At 65.7% G+C, this 13,609-nt stretch carries 15 protein-coding genes; 10 read left to right on the top strand and 5 right to left on the bottom strand.

Translation table 11 applies throughout. The features are described from left to right. Positions 1-103: 103 nt before the first annotated feature. From B0919_RS13140 to B0919_RS13125, 4 genes are all read right to left on the bottom strand, one after another. A complete protein-coding gene (locus B0919_RS13140; protein WP_078012719.1) occupies positions 104-1,384 on the bottom strand; it encodes an aspartyl protease family protein in 1,281 nt (426 codons plus the stop codon). A gap of 69 nt (positions 1,385-1,453) precedes the next feature. Next, positions 1,454-2,524, bottom strand: a complete 1,071-nt coding sequence (locus B0919_RS13135; RefSeq protein WP_078012718.1) for an o-succinylbenzoate synthase — start codon at positions 2,522-2,524, stop codon at positions 1,454-1,456. Between the two features lie 93 nt (positions 2,525-2,617). Then, on the bottom strand, positions 2,618-2,878 hold the full coding sequence (locus tag B0919_RS13130) for a hypothetical protein (RefSeq protein ID WP_078012717.1): 261 nt from the start codon (positions 2,876-2,878) through the stop codon (positions 2,618-2,620). Between the two features lie 138 nt (positions 2,879-3,016). After that, a complete protein-coding gene (locus B0919_RS13125; RefSeq protein ID WP_078012716.1) occupies positions 3,017-3,394 on the bottom strand; it encodes a hypothetical protein in 378 nt (125 codons plus the stop codon). Positions 3,395-3,661: 267 nt separating this feature from the next. Between B0919_RS13125 and egtB the strand changes: the two genes are divergently transcribed. The 5 genes from egtB to B0919_RS13100 all read left to right on the top strand — a co-directional run bounded on the left by egtB (position 3,662) and on the right by B0919_RS13100 (position 8,805). Beyond that, positions 3,662-4,990: an ergothioneine biosynthesis protein EgtB gene (gene egtB / locus B0919_RS13120; protein WP_078012715.1), complete on the top strand. Its 1,329-nt coding sequence runs from the start codon at positions 3,662-3,664 to the stop codon at positions 4,988-4,990. Positions 4,991-5,077: 87 nt separating this feature from the next. After that, complete coding sequence (gene egtD / locus B0919_RS13115) at positions 5,078-6,079, top strand: L-histidine N(alpha)-methyltransferase (protein ID WP_078012714.1); 1,002 nt, start codon at positions 5,078-5,080, stop codon at positions 6,077-6,079. Between the two features lie 208 nt (positions 6,080-6,287). After that, positions 6,288-7,667: an MATE family efflux transporter gene (locus B0919_RS13110; RefSeq protein WP_078012713.1), complete on the top strand. Its 1,380-nt coding sequence runs from the start codon at positions 6,288-6,290 to the stop codon at positions 7,665-7,667. A gap of 72 nt (positions 7,668-7,739) precedes the next feature. Then, entirely contained in the window at positions 7,740-8,345 is a 606-nt protein-coding gene (locus tag B0919_RS13105) for a DUF922 domain-containing protein (protein ID WP_176133033.1), read from the top strand. A 106-nt stretch (positions 8,346-8,451) separates the two neighbouring features. Beyond that, positions 8,452-8,805 carry a tRNA-binding protein gene (locus B0919_RS13100; RefSeq protein ID WP_078012711.1) on the top strand — a complete coding sequence of 118 codons (354 nt, stop codon included), beginning with the start codon at positions 8,452-8,454 and terminating at the stop codon, positions 8,803-8,805. Between the two features lie 9 nt (positions 8,806-8,814). Here B0919_RS13100 and B0919_RS13095 read toward each other — a convergent pair whose 3' ends face one another. Continuing rightward, entirely contained in the window at positions 8,815-9,174 is a 360-nt protein-coding gene (locus tag B0919_RS13095; protein WP_078012710.1) for a DUF4296 domain-containing protein, read from the bottom strand. 50 nt (positions 9,175-9,224) lie between these two features. On the opposite strand from B0919_RS13095, the gene B0919_RS13090 reads away from it, so the two are divergent. From B0919_RS13090 to B0919_RS13070, 5 genes are all read left to right on the top strand, one after another. Beyond that, positions 9,225-10,145 (top strand): DUF58 domain-containing protein, encoded by a 921-nt coding sequence (locus tag B0919_RS13090; RefSeq protein ID WP_078012709.1) that lies wholly within the window; start codon positions 9,225-9,227, stop codon positions 10,143-10,145. After that, complete coding sequence (locus tag B0919_RS13085; protein ID WP_078012708.1) at positions 10,142-11,104, top strand: hypothetical protein; 963 nt, start codon at positions 10,142-10,144, stop codon at positions 11,102-11,104. The genes B0919_RS13090 and B0919_RS13085 overlap by 4 nt, the downstream gene beginning before the upstream one ends. A 54-nt stretch (positions 11,105-11,158) precedes the next feature. Then, complete coding sequence (locus B0919_RS13080) at positions 11,159-12,208, top strand: VWA domain-containing protein (protein WP_078012707.1); 1,050 nt, start codon at positions 11,159-11,161, stop codon at positions 12,206-12,208. 167 nt (positions 12,209-12,375) lie between these two features. Continuing rightward, the gene (locus tag B0919_RS13075) at positions 12,376-13,071 is read left to right on the top strand and encodes a YggS family pyridoxal phosphate-dependent enzyme (RefSeq protein ID WP_078012706.1); all 696 of its coding nucleotides are present in this window, start codon (positions 12,376-12,378) and stop codon (positions 13,069-13,071) included. Between the two features lie 85 nt (positions 13,072-13,156). After that, the gene (locus tag B0919_RS13070) at positions 13,157-13,537 is read left to right on the top strand and encodes a DUF423 domain-containing protein (protein WP_078012705.1); all 381 of its coding nucleotides are present in this window, start codon (positions 13,157-13,159) and stop codon (positions 13,535-13,537) included. Positions 13,538-13,609 lie beyond the last annotated feature (72 nt).

Genomic DNA, 13,609 nt, shown 5'->3' with positions numbered 1-13,609 from the left:
CCCAAGATAGCGGTTTTGCGCGGCTGCGCGCCCGTACTCAACGCTCACACCCAGCCGCCGCAACGCCCTCGTTAGGCATACTCCGCCGGCTTGGCGGGCCCGGCTAGATCTGCCGCTTCAGCTTGACGTAGGCCACGAACAGGTCGCCGTCGGGGCGGCGCACGAAGAGCATCAGCTGGCGGCCGTCGGCGGAGTGCAGCAGGCGGCTGATCTGCGTCAGGGTCATGGAGGACGCTGGGGCTAGGTTGATGGAAATGATTTCGTCCTGCGGGCGCAGCTGGGCCTGGTCGGCGGGCGAGCCGGGCTCCACGCGCTGAATGACGTAGCGGTGGTAATCAGGCCCGTTGGCCAGCAGCTCGATGCCGCACATGTCGTGCTCAAACGGGTCGCGAAACAACGCGTTGGGGCGCAGCCACAGCCGGTTGTGCGGGTAATCGATGACCACGTCGAAGCGCTTCAGCAGCTCAAAGCCCAGGTTGCCGTTGCGGGGCACTTCTACCCGCGCCCGCACCGACTCCTCATCGGGAAAGGATGTGACGAGTGATTGTAGCCGGTACTGTCCCAGCCGCAGCCCGCGCACGCGGCCCAGGTAGCCGTGCACGTCGCCGCTCAGGCCCCGGCCCAGGGGCGTGCGCAGGCGCTGCGGCGGCAGCGTCAGGCGCCGGTCCGAGCCGGTTTCGATGGACAGCGCGTGGCCCGCGCCGGTATCCAGAATCAGCTTAAGCGGCAGCTGCACCGAATCGTTGAGGGCTACTTTGGTGTTGATGTAGGATTTGTCGCCTTCTATCTCCAGCGGCAGCTTGGCCCAGCGCCGGCCGCGCGGTGCCTGAAAACGCTCCGGGGAGTGTAGCGTCAGCATTTGCCGCTCGGCGTTGATGCCCACTACGAAGCTGCGAAAAACATCGGCCCCCAGGATGCCGTGGATGGGCCGCCCGACGTAGCTCGACAGGTCGAAGATGTCGTCGGAGAGCAATAGCAGCGACACGCACGCGGCCGAGGCCTGCGTACCGAGCTGCACGCGGATGCTGTCGGTCTGAAATGCGACGAGCGGGGCTTCCTCCCCCACCCCGGCCACGAGAAACTTCTGACCCAGCCGCAGGTTCAGCGAATCGCGCAGGCGCGGGTCGGTGATGAGCGAGGTGCCCACCCCGGTATCGAGCATGAAGTGGTAAGGACCGCGCCCGTTGAGGTATACCGGCACCACGATGAGGTTGCGCTGCAGCTCAAACGAGAGCTGGGCGTACCGGGCTTTGGCGCGGCGCAGGGTAAAAAGGCCGGTTTGGGCCTGAGCGCTCAGGCCGGGCAGCACCAGCAGCAGGCACACCCACCCCGCCCACCGCAGGCGGCTACGCAGGTACTGACTAAACTGAGCAGGCGCGGCCATGGCGGCGGGAAGGCGTAAAGAGTAGAAGCGGAATAAGATACAAAATCTTTCCGCCCTATGCCAACGCTTTTACCCCGGCATTTCCCAATGCCCTTGCGAGTTATAGTGCAATTTTCCGCCGCGCACCTCCAGTGGGGCCGTTAAGTTGTTGTGGTACAGCTGCCCGGTGCCGAGCCCCTGCGCCATGTCGCCCGTTGCAAACTCGGCCGTGTACTGGCTGATGGCGTTCAGCCCCACGTTGGACTCCAGCGCGGAGGTCATCCACCAGCCGATGCCGCGGGCGGTAGCCTGCTCGATCCAGCGGCCGGCCGCGGCTAGCCCACCCACCAGCGTGGGCTTCAGCACGATGTAGGCCGGCTGCACGGTATCCAGCAAGTCGGCCTGCCGGGCGGCATCGGTCACGCCGATCAGCTCCTCGTCCAAGGCAATGGGCACAGGCGAAGTGCGGCACAGCTCGGCCAGCAAGGGCCATTGCCCGGCCCGCACGGGCTGCTCGATGGAATGCAGCTCGAATTCGGCCAGCTGCGCGAGCTTCGCCCGGGCATCGGCAGGTGCAAAAGCGCCGTTGGCATCCACGCGCAGCACCAGCTCAGCGGGCGACGCCACTTCGCGGATGCTGCGCAGCAAGCTCAATTCGGTGTCGAAATCGATGCCGCCGATTTTCATTTTCAGGCAGCTAAAGCCTTCGATGAGCTTCTTGCGGATTTGGGTACGCATGAAGTCCACGTCGCCCATCCATACTAGCCCGTTGATAGGCAGGCCGGCCTCGCCACGGCTGAAGAAGTTATCGAAGAGCACGCGCCGGCCGCCCAGCTGCCAATCCAGCATAGCAGTTTCGAGCCCAAAGCGCAGGCTGGGCCACTCGGGCTCCAGCAGTTCGGCCGCGGAAGCGGGCGGGACGGCGTACTGCCGGGCATTAAACGCGGTGCAAAGCTGCTGCAGACGCGCTTCTACGTCGGGCCGGTCGTCGGGGCTGAGGCCCGCCAGCGGAGCGGCCTCGCCGAGGCCAACTAGCTCGGGCCGCTCGGAATCAGCCAGGTGCAGGTACCAGGCGACGTGCTCGGTGAGGGCGCCGCGCGAGGTGCGGGCCGGAAAGTTGAAGCGCAGCGCGCGGCGGGTGTAGTGCAGGCGCAGGGGCATGGGCAGAAAAGCAACAGTGGACTCAAAAGTAAGCGCCCCGCCCGGGCGGCCAAAGCCAACCGGCGCGGGGCGCGCTGGATCAAACGCGGAAAGCTAATCGACCACCGGACCGGTGGTAGCTTCGGGGTTGCGGCCTAGGGGAGAGTCGCCGGCCTGTTCGGCCTGGCCGCCGAAGGCCTCGGGCGTTACGTCGAGCGGCTCGCCGCGGCGCTGCTTGTCACGCTCGTGGGCTTCCACTAGGGCGTCGTCAAGCTGATTGCTCATGCCGCTGCTGCTCTGGCTGCCGGGTTCGTTGCTTTTATTGAGTTCGGCGTCGGGCCGGGGTTGGTCGGCGGTGTTCTGGGGCTCGGTCATGGCTGTGGGAATAATAGGGTGAGACGGGTGGCTTCTGGCACCTGATACGCCAAAGCTGAACCGCGGGGTTGTGCCACCGCCCCGGCCCACTACGCGAGCAGGCCGGGGCGGCGCATCAATGGGGCCTGACGGCCGGCATTAGTTGTTGCGGCGGCTGCCGGTGCTGGCGTCGCGGTCCTGCTCGGTGCCCATGCCCGTACCGTTGTCCACGCGGCTCTGGCCGTGCTTATCGGTGCGGGCAGTGCCGTGGTTCGAGCCGCCTTGGTTTTCGCCCGGGCGGTTCTGGCCCATGCCGCTGCTCATGGTGGTGTTTACCTGGTCTTCGAGGTCGTCGGCGCGGTCGGCCCCGGCGTGCATCTGGCTGGGGATGCCCGGCAGGCCGCTCTGCACCGAGCGGTCTTCGTCGATGGAGCCCATATGCTGCGCCTGCTCCGACGATTGGTTGCTTTGCTGGTTTCCTTGGTTCTGGGCGGCGTTCGGGTCGTTCTGGCTACGTTGGCCTTGCTGATTTGCCATGATTGAAAACAGTTTTTAGGTGGTTGGGAATGAGGCGCCTCCGGATGCTGAAACGCCGTATCCGGGCGTGGAGGGGTCGGCCGGATCGGTAAACTACCTGTACGCCCCCCGACCCGACGGGTTCAGGCCCGGCGGCATTTTTTCACCCCCTCGGCCTGCGGCGCCACATATGAATTAACAAATATTTATTGCGTCTTTTACCCGTTTCTCCAGCCAAACAAGCCCTTCCGCGGTTTATTGTCGTAGCTACCGCAGTTGCCCATTCCTATGTCACTTTCCCTTGCTTCCGCCCCGGCTGCGCCGGCCCTGGTCTCCGCTTCCTTTGCCGAACGCTTTGCGGCCGTGCGCGCCCAGACCGAGGCGCTGTGCCGCCCGCTGCTGCCCGAAGACACCGTGGTGCAGCCCGTCATCGACGTGAGCCCGCCTAAGTGGCACTTGGCCCACACCACGTGGTTTTTCGAGACGTTTCTGCTCAAGGAGCACTTGCCCGGCTACGAAGTGTTTCACCCGCAGTACGCTTACCTCTTCAACTCTTATTATAATTCGCTTGGCTCGCGCGTGAACCGCGCCGACCGCGGCACCCTCTCACGCCCGCCCCTGGCCGATGTGTACGCCTACCGCGCCCACGTCGATAGGCACATGCAGCAGCTGCTCGCTTCCTACACCGATGACGCCGCGCCCTTTGCCGAAGTCATGGAGCTGGGCCTGCAGCACGAGCAGCAGCACCAGGAGCTGCTCGTCACCGATATCAAGTACATCCTGAGTACCAACCCGCTGGCCCCCAGCTACTGGCCCGCCGAACAGCCCGCGCCGGCTGCATCGGCCGCGCTGCCGCCAGCCAGCTGGCTGGCCGTGCCCGGGGGCCTGGGCCGCATCGGCTACCAGCCCGAAGCCGGTGACGCCGCGGGCTTCTGCTTCGACAACGAGCAAGGCGTGCACACGGTGTACGTAGAGCCCTTCGAGGTGCAAAACCGCCTGGTAACCAACGCCGAGTACCTGGCCTTCGTGGAAGCGGGCGGCTACCAGGATTTCCGCTACTGGCTGGGCGAGGGCTGGGACCTAGTGCAGGCGGAAGGCTGGCAGGCCCCGCTGTACTGGGTGCGCCCCGAGGCCGCGGACGGCCCGTGGCAGCGCTTCACCCACCACGGCCTACAGCCGCTCGACCCGGCGGCGCCCGTCACGCACATCAGCTTCTACGAGGCCGATGCCTACGCCCACTGGGCCGGTGCGCGCCTGCTCACGGAGGCAGAATGGGAGCTGGCCGCCCGGCATTTTGCGCCCGACGCAGCCGCAGGTAACTTCCTGGAAAGCCAGCGCTACGACCCCGCGCCCCTGCCCGCCGATGCGGCCCCGGACCAGTGCCACCAGCTGCTCGGCGACTGTTGGGAATGGACCTATTCGGCCTACCACCCCTACCCCGGCTACCAGAAAGCACCCGGCGCGCTGGGCGAGTACAACGGCAAGTTTATGATCAACCAGCTGGTGCTGCGCGGGGGCTCCTGCGCCACGCCTGCCAGCCATATCCGCCTGAGCTACCGCAACTTCTTCCACGCCGACAAGCGCTGGCAGTTCACCGGCATCCGCCTGGCCCGCTGACATTCCGGGCCTTCATCTGTTACACCTGAGCGGCTGCCCCTCCCTACTACGGCCACGTCATTCTCGCTTTTTGCCGCATCCTTCCTTATGCCTGCGCCCCAACCAACCCTCTTAGCTACCGCCCCCGACGCCTCGCCGGCCTCCTCCCCGCTCGCCCAGCACGTGCTGCAGGGCCTGAGCCGCCAGCCGCGAGCCTTGTCGTCGATGTACTTCTACGACGAGGTCGGCAGCCAACTGTTCCAGCAAATCATGGCGCTGCCGGAGTACTACCCCACGCGCACCGAGTTCGGCCTGCTCACCCAGCACCGCCAGGCCATCAGCCAGGCCCTCACGCCCGCCGACGGCCAGCCCTTCCACCTGCTGGAGCTGGGCGCCGGCGACGGGCTCAAAACCAAGATTCTGCTGCGCGAGCTGCTCGACCGGAACACGCGCTTCACGTACGCTCCGGTCGATATTTCGCCCTCGGCGGTGGAAGGCCTGGCCACTAGCCTGCGCACCGAGCTGCCGACGCTGCAGGTGCAGCCCCTGGTGGCCGAGTATACCACTGCCCTGGCCGAGCTGCACGGGCAGCCCGGCCGTAAGGCGGTGCTGTTCCTGGGCTCCACCATCGGCAACTTCCCCCCGGCCGAGCGGCAGCAGTTCCTCGGAGCGCTGGCCGCCCAGCTCGGCCCCGACGACCGGCTGCTCATCGGCTTCGACCTGCGCAAAGGCCCGCGCCAGATCCGGGCCGCTTACGACGACGCGCAGGGCGTTACGGCCGCCTTCAACCTGAACCTGCTCACCCGCATCAACCGCGAGCTGGGCGCCGACTTCGACCTGGCCGCCTGGGAGCATTTCGCCGATTACGACCCACAAACGGGGGCCATGCGCTCCTTCCTGGTCAGCAACCGGGCCCAGACGGTGCACATTGCCGCCCTGGAACGCACGTTCGCCTTCGAAGCCTGGGAAGCCATTCACACCGAGAATTCCTTCAAGTTTACCCCGCCGCAGATTGAAGCCTTGGCCGCGGCGGCCGGCCTGCGCGTGCAGCAGGTATTCAGCGACGAGCAGCAGTGGTTTGCCGATGTGCTGCTGGCGCCGCTGAGCTAAAGTCCGCGGCCTTCTTTGCTTCTGAACTCATGGGGTCGGCTGATATAGCTGGCCCCATTTTTTTCGCACTGAGAAATGTCCGTGCGCCCCGGCGCTAAAACCAGCTGATTCACTTCGGTTCTACTACGTCGGCACCGCCGCAGAGAGACTCAACCACGGGCTGCCGGCGCCGGAAGCCGTACCTTTGCGGCCCTTTTCCACCTTGCTTATGGCCCTGGCTGATCTACGCTCCCATTTTCGTCCGACCGCGCTGCTGGCCTACCCCGTGGTGCTGAGTCAACTCGGCCACGTGCTGGTCAACGTGGTCGACAGCGTGGCGGTGGGTCACACGGGCACGGTGCCGCTGGCAGCCGTATCGTTGGGCGTGAGCGTGGTAACGGTGCTCATGGTGCTGGGCCTGGGCATTTCCATGGGCATTACGCCCCTGGTAGCGGCCGCCGACGGCCAACGCGACGTGCCCCAGATCAGCCGCCTGCTCACCGGCGGGGTAGTGCTCTGCACGGTAACGGGCGTGGTGCTGGCCGGCCTCGGCTGGGCCCTCACGCCCCTGCTGCCCTACCTGCACCAGCCCCCAGCCGTGGTGGCGCTGGCCGCGCCCTGGATTCGCGTCATGCTGCTGTCCTTGATTCCGCTGATGGTGTTTCAGGGCTTCCGTCAGTTTGCCGAAGGCCTCGGGCTGACGCGCCAGGCCATGCAGCTCTCCATTCTGGCCAACGTGGTCAACGGGGTGCTGTGCTACGCGCTGGTGTTTGGCAAGCTCGGAGCGCCGGCCATGGGCATGATGGGCGCGGCCGTGGCTACGGTGCTGGCCCGCACCCTCATGGCGGGCCTGATGGCCGCTTACGTGCTGCGGGCCCGCCGCCTGCAGCCCTACCGCGACGTTATTCAGAGCTGGGCGCTGGACCGGGACACCCAGGGCCGCCTGCTGGGCCTGGGCCTGCCCATCGGCGCGCAAATGGTGTTCGAAGTGGGCGCCTTCAGTGTGTCGGCCATCATGGCGGGCTGGCTAGGGGCCACCATTCAGGCCGCGCACCAGATTGCCATCAACGTGGCTTCGGTAACGTACATGGCGGCCAGCGGTATTGCCACCGCCGCCACCATCCGGGTGGGCAACCTACGCGGGCTGGGCCAGGCGCTGGAAGCGCGCCGGGCCGGTTTTGCCGCTTACCTGCTCACGCTGGCATTTATGGGCAGCATGGGGCTGCTGCTGGTGGCACTGCGCCACTTCATCCCCACACTCTACAACTCCGACCCGGCCGTGGTAAATCAGGCGGCTTCCCTGCTGCTGATTGCCGCTCTGTTTCAGATTTCCGACGGCATACAGGTGGTTGGCCTCGGCGCCCTGCGGGGGCTCGAAGACGTGAAGATTCCTTCCGTAGTGGCCTTACTGTCCTACTGGGTGGTAGCGCTGCCGCTGAGCTATTTGCTGGGCTTTGTGCTCCACTGGGGCGCGCCGGGCGTATGGACGGGCCTGCTGGCGGGCTTGTCGCTGGTAGCGGGGGTGCTGCTGTGGCGGTTTCAGCGCGAAACGCAGGACGCCGGAATAGCCGGCCCGGCAGTGAACGAATCCGCGACACTGCGGCGTTGAAGCAGCAGACTACGTAGCTTTGCTTCACCAGGTTGCGCCGATATGCTCAATTTCTTCTTGCTTCCGCTGCTCATGCGCGTCATGCTCCCGTTTGCGGCCCCGGCTGCGTCGGCAGCTCCATCCGTAGCCCCTCAGGGTCCCGCGCCTAAGCAGGCGCCGGCGCAGGCCAAGCCCGAAATGCTGGCCTGGTCAGCGTCGCGGCCGCTTACCTGGGCCGACTTCAAAGGGCGCCCCAACACCGCTGACCCGTTGCACGCCCTGACCACGGCCAACATCGGTGCCCAGATCGGCTGCCAGGACTACGTATTCTCGGCCAACGTGCAGGCTACGTTCACGCCTGCGGAGTCGTGGGTGAAGGCGCCGCACACCGAATCGGTAGCGCTGCTGCACCACGAGCAAGTGCACTTCGACCTGACGGAGGTGCACGCCCGGCAGTTGCGCCAGAAGCTGGCGACGCTCAAGTTCGACTGCGAGCATCTACAGCCGGCTTTCAACAACGTGATGAAAGTGGCCATTGCCAACTGGCAGCGCGAGCAGCAGCGCTACGACGTGGACACCAACCACGGCCTGAACGTGGTGAAGCAGAAAGCCTGGGACGAGCAGGTGCTGCGCCGCCTCAATGACTTGCAGGCCTTTACCGCCCCGGCCGCTACCGGCACGGCATCGGCTGGCCGCTAGACCGCAACAGCCGCCGGCCCCTGCACGCAGTCTTATGTAGCTGCGTGCAGGGGCCGGCGGCTTTATTTTTGGCCGCAAAAAGCCCCTGCCGGCTTACCTTGCGGCTATGTCTACTCCTGATTCTGATTTTATTTCCTGGGCCGATTTTGAGCGCGTCGACCTGCGCGTGGGCACCATCTTGGAGGTTCACCCCTTCCCCGAAGCGCGCAAACCCGCTTTTCGCCTGCTCATTGACCTGGGCCCGGAAATCGGCCTGAAGAAATCCAGCGCCCAGATTACGGCCCTCTACACGCCCGAAACGCTGGTGGGCCGGCAGGTGCTGTGCGTGGTCAACTTTCCGCCCAAGCAGGTCGGAAAATTCCGCTCCGAAGTACTCGTAACCGGCGCCGCCGATACCGAAGGCCGCATTGTGCTGGCCTCGTTTGCGGGGCCGCTGCCCAACGGCAGCCGGCTGATTTAGGCGCCAGCCTTACTGCTTGGGCAGCTTCAGTTCCCGCACGCCCAGGCTGTCGACGACGGCGCCGTAGATTTCCTCCAGGTCCTTGCCGTGCACGCCGTAGTACTGCAGGCTTTGCTTGAACGTGGCCTCGTCGGTGCTGTGGCGCCAGAATATTTCACGTGCCTGCTGCCGGTACAGCACGTGCGCCGAATCGGGCGGCAGGCGGGAGGCTTCCACGCGGGCTTCCGTCAGGTGCATATCCACCAGCAGTTCCACCATCTGCCCCCGGGGCAGCAGTTTGGCGGGCGGCGTGGGGTCTTCGGGCCGGTCGCACTGGCTAAACAGCAGCGTGGCAAGGCTTAGAACGAGTACTAACCAGGAATTCTTCACGCCACAAAAATAGCACTTGGGCACCGTACCGTTATTTTAGCCGCCCGGCCATGACTCCATCCGCCCCCGATACGTCTTTGCAGGCCATTCTGCGCCGCCTGCGCCAGCTCGAAATCCGCATCCGCAAGGTGGTGGATGCCCAGTTGCAGGGCGACTTCCACTCCGTGTTCAAGGGCACCGGGCTGGAATTCGACGATGTGCGTCAGTACCAGTACGGCGACGAGGTGCGGGCCATCGACTGGGCCGTGTCGGCCAAGGGCCACGGCACCTTCGTGAAGACCTACAAGGAGGAACGGGAGCAGTCGGTGCTGCTGCTGCTCGACGTGAGCCGCTCGCAGCAGGTGGGCGCCGAAGGCCGGCGCAAGCTGGACGTGGCCCGCGAAATCTGCGGCATTCTAGCGCTGTCGGCGGCCCGGCAGGACGCGCAGCTGGGCGTGCTGGCCTTTTCCGACCAGAAGGAGCTGTACCGGCCGCCGGGCAAGGGCCTGCGCCACACGTATGCGCTTATCAAGTCGTTGTTTGACCTGCAGCCCGAGCACGCGGGCACCGACGTGGCCGCCGGCATCCGGCAGGCCCTGAGCCTGCTCAAGCGCCGCAGCCTGGTGCTGCTGCTCTCCGACTTCATCGACGCGGACTACGAGCGGGAGCTGACCATGCTGGCCCGCAAGCACGACCTCATCGTGGTGCAGCTGCTCGATCCGCGCGAACAGGAATTTCCGCCGCTGGGCATCGTGCCGCTGCGCGACCAGGAAACCGGGCGCACGGTGTGGGTCAATACGTCGTCGAAAGCCTGGCGGGCGCGCTACCGGGCCACCACCGAGCAGAACCGGGAGCAAATCGGGCAGATCTGCCGGCGGCACCGCACCTCGTTTTTGAGCATCACCACCAACGTAGATTACGTGCCCCAGCTCGTGAACCTGTTCCGCCTGCGCAACCAGCGCGGAGCCCAACCACCGGGCAGCGCCTCGTGAGGCGGCGTGGCTACATAGCGGCCGGCCTGCTGCTCGGCCTGCTCCTGCCCGCGGCTGCGCAAGCCGGCCGCTCGCAGGGCACCACCACGGCCGCCCCCGACTCGGTGCCGGTGGCCCGCTTTGTACGCTCCACCACGCAGGTGGGTGCCCTCATCGACTACGAGTTGACGTTTCGCCATTCACCGTCGCTGAACGTCATTTTCCCCGATTCTACGGCCGAGTTCAAGCCCTTTGAGTACGTGCGGCGCCGCTACTGGCCCACCCAGACGCGCCAGGGGCTCAGCCTCGATCGTTGCCGCTACACGCTGCGCACGTTTTCGCTGGACTCGGTGCAGACGCTGCGCCTGCCCGTGACGCTGCTGCGCGGCCGCGACACCGTGCTGCTCTATGCCCAACCCACTGGCGTGCGGCTGGTGCGCACCGCCCCGGTGCTGCCGCCTACGGATGAGCTGCCCCCGCTGCGCCAGAATACCGCGCTGCTGCCCATGCCCGAGCGGTTCAACTACCCCTACCTCGCGGCGGCGCTGGCCGCCGTGCTGGTGACGGCGGGCGTGGTGTGGTGGACGTTTGGGCGCAACCTGCGCCGCCGCTACCGGCTCTACCGCATGGCCCGCAACCACGTGTACTTTCTGGCCCAGTACACGCGCCACCTGGAGCGGTTCCAGCTCAGCCGCTCCCTGGCCAACATGGAGCGCGCCATTACGCTCTGGAAGAACTACCTGGCGCGCCTGGAGGGCAACTCGCTGAATACCCTGACGACCCGCGAAATCGTGGCGCTCTACCAGGGCGACGCCGACGTAGCCACTGCCCTGCGCCTCTCCGACCGCATCATTTACGGCAACCAGCAGCCCGACGAAGCCGCGGAGCAAACCGACCACGCCCTCGACTCGTTGCGCCACTTCGCCGACCGCCGCTTCGCCCTGGTACGGGCCGCCCGGCAGCGCCGCCCGATGGCTTAATTGCCCTGCGCGGGGCTGTTTCCGGCGCGGTTTCGTGCGTACCTTTCGGCTCGCATGGATCAATTCTGGCAGCACTTTCTGGCGCCGTTGTTCGATGGGCTGCGCTACAGCACGCTCACCAGCTACACCTGGGCGCACCCGCGCGCACTGCTGCTGCTGCCGGCCGTGGTGCTACTGTTCCTGCTGCGCGAAGGGCTGGCCCAGCACCGCCGCCAGCAGCTGGGCGTGGCTTTCGTGCGGGGACAGGCGCGCGGCCATTGGAGCGCCCTGCTGCGCTTCATCCCCGATATCGTACTCGGGCTGAGCCTGATGGCCGGCGTGCTGGCCCTGGCCCGCCCCCAGCGCCCCGACGAGCGGGTGGAGCAATCCGGCCGCGGCATTGATATTGTGCTGGTGGTGGACGTGTCGGCTTCCATGGAACTGCAGGACCTGCGCCCCAACCGCCTCGAAGCCGCCAAGCGCGTGGCGCAGGCCTTCGTGCAGGGCCGCCGCGGTGACCGAATCGGCCTGGTTGCCTTTGCCGGCGACGCGTACTCCGTGCTGCCGCTCACCACCGATTACGAGCTGCTGCAGGAAGAGCTGCAGGGCCTGCGCCTGGGCCTGATTCCGACCGACGGCACGGCCATCGGGACGGCGCTGGGCGTGGCCACCAACCGCCTGCGCGCCGCGCCGGGCCACGCCCGCGTCTGCATTTTGCTGTCGGATGGCGAAAACACCGCCGGTGCCCTCGATCCGCTCACGGCCGCCCAGCTGGCCCACACCTTTGGGCTGCGCATTTACACCATCGGGCTGGGCAAGGACGGGCGCGTGCCCTACGGCAAAGACGAGTTGGGCCGCCCGCGCTACGTGGAGACGCGCCTCGACGAGACGACCATGCGCCAGATTGCCAGCGTGGGCGAAGGCCAGTTCTTCCGTGCTACCGACAACACGGCCCTACAGCGCATCTTCACCCGTATCAATGGCCTGGAGCAATCCGAAATCAAGCTCACCCGCTACCGCAACACCCACGACTATTACCGGTATTACCTGTACTGGTGCCTCGGGCTGTGGCTGCTGTGGCTGGCGCTGAAAAACACTTTCCTCACCAACGCCATGGAAGACTAAATCACGGATTGGGGCTGGTTTGACGGATTAACCGGATTTCGTGAATAGCTGTTAGTCGTTCCGGAAGCCGTAAGTCTGCAGCTGCGCAGCCCCGTTCTGTTAAAGAAAGTACTTCCAGGAGCGGCCATTGCGGCTTTCTCTTTCCGCCTCAATCGTCTACAACATCCGTGAAATCCGAACAATCCGTAGAATCCGTGATTCGCCATTTTCAGCAGGAGCTGAGCGGCACCGGCGCTCGGCTGGTGGCCGTGTCCAAAACCCATCCCGTCGAGCTGATCCGCCAGGCTTACGACGCGGGCCAGCGCCTGTTCGGCGAAAACCGCGTGCAGGAGCTCACGGCTAAGCAACCCGAGCTGCCCGCCGACATCGAGTGGCACCTCATCGGCCACCTGCAGACCAACAAGGTCAAGTACATTGCGCCCTTCGTGCACACCATTCAGAGCATCGACAGCCTGAAGCTGCTGCAGGAAATCGAGCGGCAGGCGGCCAAGGCCGGACGCGTGATTCAGGGCCTGCTGCAGTTTCACATTGCGGCCGAAGAAACCAAGTTTGGCCTCTCCTGGGCCGAGGCCGAGGAGCTGCTGCAAAGCGAAACCGTGCGCGCGCTTCAGCACGTGCGCCTGGCCGGCGTCATGGGCATTGCCACCAACACCGAGGACGAAGCTCAGCTGCGGCGCGAATTCGGCACCCTGCGCGGTTATTTCCAGCAGATCAAGGCGGCGTACTTCCCCACTGACGATGTCTTCCGCGAAATATCCATGGGCATGAGCGGTGACTACCGCCTGGCCATCGAGGAAGGCAGCACGCTCATCCGGGTGGGCAGCGCCATCTTCGGCAACCGGACTTATCCGGCGGCCCAGTAGCCCCAGCTTTTCTAATCCGCAGCGGCTTGTGCTACTAGGCCGCTGAGCTGCTTCACTCGTTCACCATCTACCTCATCCACCGCACATGACTCCTCGCCTCATCCTGCTGCTGGCCGCCGTGCTCGGCGCCCTCGGCGTGGCCCTCGGGGCCTTTGGCGCCCATGCCTTCAAGGCGCACCTCGAGGCCACCCAGCGCCTCGACACCTTCGAAACGGCCGTGCGCTACCAGTTTTACCACACGCTGGCCCTGCTGGCCGTGGGCATCTTGCGCCTGGTGCGCCCCGAGCTGACGAACCTGGGCACCGTGGCTTGGCTGTTCGTGGGCGGCATCGTCATCTTCAGCGGCTCGCTGTACCTGCTGTGCCTGACGGGCATTACCAAACTCGGCGCCATCACGCCCATCGGCGGGGTACTGCTTATTGCCGGCTGGGTGCTGCTGGCCGTAGCTGCGCTGAAGCTGGCGTAAAGCCCAATCCGCACTTAACGCAACGGCCCGGCTAGCAGTGCTAGCCGGGCCGTTGTGCTTCAAGGGTCGCCG

Origin of the sequence: Hymenobacter sp. CRA2 (assembly GCF_002007105.1) — a bacterium.
Taxonomy (GTDB): domain Bacteria; phylum Bacteroidota; class Bacteroidia; order Cytophagales; family Hymenobacteraceae; genus Solirubrum.
The sequence above is the reverse complement of the archived record's forward strand: the minus strand, read 5'-3'. Positions and strand labels throughout refer to the sequence as shown.

Bases quoted from the DNA above. Each gene is read 5' to 3' on its own strand.
- B0919_RS13140 (WP_078012719.1), bottom strand. From the start codon at position 1,384: ATGGCCGCGCCTGCTCAGTTTAGTCAGTACCTGCGTAGCCGCCTGCGG.
- B0919_RS13135 (WP_078012718.1), bottom strand. From the start codon at position 2,524: ATGCCCCTGCGCCTGCACTACACCCGCCGCGCGCTGCGCTTCAACTTT.
- B0919_RS13130 (WP_078012717.1), bottom strand. From the start codon at position 2,878: ATGACCGAGCCCCAGAACACCGCCGACCAACCCCGGCCCGACGCCGAA.
- B0919_RS13125 (WP_078012716.1), bottom strand. From the start codon at position 3,394: ATGGCAAATCAGCAAGGCCAACGTAGCCAGAACGACCCGAACGCCGCC.
- egtB (WP_078012715.1), top strand. From the start codon at position 3,662: ATGTCACTTTCCCTTGCTTCCGCCCCGGCTGCGCCGGCCCTGGTCTCC.
- egtD (WP_078012714.1), top strand. From the start codon at position 5,078: ATGCCTGCGCCCCAACCAACCCTCTTAGCTACCGCCCCCGACGCCTCG.
- B0919_RS13110 (WP_078012713.1), top strand. From the start codon at position 6,288: ATGGCCCTGGCTGATCTACGCTCCCATTTTCGTCCGACCGCGCTGCTG.
- B0919_RS13105 (WP_176133033.1), top strand. From the start codon at position 7,740: ATGCGCGTCATGCTCCCGTTTGCGGCCCCGGCTGCGTCGGCAGCTCCA.
- B0919_RS13100 (WP_078012711.1), top strand. From the start codon at position 8,452: ATGTCTACTCCTGATTCTGATTTTATTTCCTGGGCCGATTTTGAGCGC.
- B0919_RS13090 (WP_078012709.1), top strand. From the start codon at position 9,225: ATGACTCCATCCGCCCCCGATACGTCTTTGCAGGCCATTCTGCGCCGC.
- B0919_RS13080 (WP_078012707.1), top strand. From the start codon at position 11,159: ATGGATCAATTCTGGCAGCACTTTCTGGCGCCGTTGTTCGATGGGCTG.
- B0919_RS13070 (WP_078012705.1), top strand. From the start codon at position 13,157: ATGACTCCTCGCCTCATCCTGCTGCTGGCCGCCGTGCTCGGCGCCCTC.